The following is a 2751-nucleotide window of genomic DNA, read 5'->3' on the forward strand; positions in this document are numbered from 1 at the left end:
GCCGGGGACAGTAGCTGGTTCTGTGGCCTGACGGCCACTCGGAGGTGGGTCAAAATTAATGGCCAGTAGTGGGTCATTTTAATTGGCCATTAACAGCGTGAATCACCGATCTGCGAATCAAACCGGGGTTACCCTTCTAGAATTGCTCATCACCATGGTCATACTGACCGTTATTATTTCCATGGCTATTCCGGCAAGCAGCAAGTTGATCGAACTCAGCCAGGCGAAATCCGTCACACAGCAGATCTACCGGGCGATTCAGTTTACCCGTGCCGAGGCCATCAAACGTGGAGAGAGCGTGGTAATTTGTCCGCTGGATATAGCCACCGGGGTATGCTCATCAGACTGGAGCCAGGCGTTGATGAGCTTTCCGGATTCTGACGGTGACGGCGCCCTCAGCGGCCCGGAAAAGGTCTTATTGACCGTCCCCGAAGTTACGGCAGGCAAGGTCTTCGTACGCCCCGGCTTTCTGAAAAGGGTCCAGTTTAATGGGCTCGGCTACAGCCCGGGCGTTATGGGCAACCTTACCTACTGTCCGAGAGGAGAAAGCACCACGCCCGCAGCCATACGACGGCTGATTTTTACCATGAACGGCAGAACTCGGTGGGCACAGGACAATGATGGCAATGGCGTCCCTGAGGACAGTGAGGGGAATCCGTTAAATTGCTCAAACGGGTGACGCAACGAGAGGTCGCGCCGCGTCGCCACTGTCCTGTCCTGTCCTGTTCAGCGTCAGGTAGTCGGGTAAGTGAAGAATTACGGACGCTATCTCCAGCAGTCCGGGTCGCCGGACTCGCTCGTTCTATTGCCTGTCTCATCAACTCTCAGCCAACCACAGTCATCGCCTGCCTGACCACCAACAGGCGTCGCCTGTAAAACAAAACTGTCATCGGCAATATTGTCAAAGCCGTAATTGTAGAACGCCGCTCCGCCATTCCTGGGTTGTGCTGTAAATGGCAAAGCAGGATCCGCATTCCCCGGGCGATAGGTGTAGCCGTTAGTGTACTGGCGCTCCATAAACTGAGCCAATTCCATCAAATCACCCTGCGCTGCTGTTCTGCGGGTGGACTCCACATGGTTCTGGTAACTGGGATAGGCAATCGCCGCGATTATGCCAATGATCGCCACTACGATCATGAGTTCGATTAGGGTGAATCCCCGATTGCTGTTTATGGTCATTACTTCTGCCCTGGTCAAGCTATTTGATGCCTGCGCAAAGTGTAAAGGGGCGGCGAAACCGCCCCATACATCGTTAACGCAGCTCTTCCCAATTCTGTCGACCAAACCCCATATCATTACCCTCAATACACAGTGGACCCGTGCAGGGGGGGCCTGGTTGCGGATCATCCGGGTCGTCCGGATCGTCCGGGTCACCGGGATCCGGATCGGGGTCAACAATCGGACCGTCATAATCGTCATCAACCTCCTGGATCTCAGAATCCAAGAGTCTGTCGTTGCCATTTTCAGAGATCACAGTGAGTCGCTCACCACTTGTCACATTACAAACGCCATTGACGATATCTGACTCAGCCGCATCCCCGAGATCGTATCTCCCATCACGGTTTAGATCGAATACATGATCGTCGGTCTTGCCGCCGGTTTTAAGATCTATATCCAGAACACAGCCAGTCTGACCCGACCCACAAGCGTTATTCTCAGGAATTAACGTACTGAAGCGAACCCTCTTAACGGGATAGCCAGAGGGAAAGTCAGCCGGACTGATAACCCTTTCACCGGCTGATGTATCCAGATCCAGGACCCAGCCTTTATCTGATTTTCCTAATGAATGATTGGATACTGAGCGAACTTTCAATTGCTGGACTTCCGAGGTAGCGCCAGTATCGACTGAATATTCCACCGTCCCGAGGTTCGTAAGCTGCTGTTCAAGCAAATCGTCGCGATCAATGGAGGAAACCTTTCCATTGTCGTAGATGCCATAAAGACTCTGCACCTGAACATCGCTCTTGTCGCCGACACGGAAATAGGCTCCGGTACCGAACAACACGACCACTTCAGAGATAGATCCACCTGGGACGTATGCAAGTCTGGGTGCCGCAGTAATGGGCTGTGGGGTTCCGGTTTCATCCGATGCTTCGAAGAGCAGCGCCGCATTCTTCGAACCTCCGAGACCAAAGCGCCAAACATTCCCTTGAAGGTCCCCGGCATAGGCCCGGAGCGCGACACCGGAGCGCGGGTCCACCATAATTGCAGGAGCTGCTAGCCCATTTGGTTCAGTAACGTCCCCTTCCCCAGTAGTAATTTTGCTAATCAAGCCGCCGGTCTCTATATCCACCACGAACAAAGTTGCTTCATGAGATGTGGAGTTGTACCCGTTGCCAAATACAGCAGCCCACTTCCCGTTATCGAGGCGCACAATCTGAGCGTCACTGACACCGCGTCCCAAGTCCGAGTCGGTAAACTCCCAAAGTACATCATCAGATGAAAACGATTCTGGGTCTGTCACGTCCAGAGCAAAAACCGTTCGTCCGCCCACACCAGTGGTGCCCAATAAAAGTGTACTCCACTGATTATTTATATAAACATCACCAATCGTCGGTGTGCCATCCACGAAGAATCGGTGGTCATATTCCGGATCCATCAGTTCGCTAACGGGTGCGTAGCTCTTGCCCGGCGCTGGATTCAGGAATTCGCCAGGCATACTAACCCGAAATAAAGTAAGCGAACATCATCCAGAGATATAAGCCAGGTCCGGATGACCAAAAAACGATTTCAATAGCTTTGGCAATTTCT

The 2751-nt window shown here is 52.8% G+C and carries 3 protein-coding genes; 1 reads left to right on the forward strand and 2 read right to left on the reverse strand.

The genetic code is table 11. The features are described 5' to 3' along the window. Window positions 1-82: 82 nt before the first annotated feature. Window positions 83-679, forward strand: coding sequence for a GspH/FimT family pseudopilin (locus tag BM036_RS19520; RefSeq protein WP_091855289.1), 597 nt, complete (start codon window positions 83-85; stop codon window positions 677-679). A gap of 86 nt (window positions 680-765) precedes the next feature. On the opposite strand, the gene BM036_RS19525 is transcribed toward BM036_RS19520, so the two are convergent. Both BM036_RS19525 and BM036_RS19530 read right to left on the reverse strand, forming a co-directional pair. Next, window positions 766-1179 (reverse strand): type IV pilin protein, encoded by a 414-nt coding sequence (locus BM036_RS19525; RefSeq protein WP_091855290.1) that lies wholly within the window; start codon window positions 1177-1179, stop codon window positions 766-768. 73 nt (window positions 1180-1252) lie between these two features. After that, window positions 1253-2659 carry a pilus assembly protein gene (locus BM036_RS19530; RefSeq protein WP_091855291.1) on the reverse strand — a complete coding sequence of 469 codons (1407 nt, stop codon included), beginning with the start codon at window positions 2657-2659 and terminating at the stop codon, window positions 1253-1255. Between the last annotated feature and the right edge of the window lie 92 nt (window positions 2660-2751).

The sequence above is a fragment of the Marinobacter segnicrescens genome (assembly GCF_900111555.1).
Classification (GTDB): Bacteria; Pseudomonadota; Gammaproteobacteria; order Pseudomonadales; family Oleiphilaceae; genus Marinobacter; species Marinobacter segnicrescens.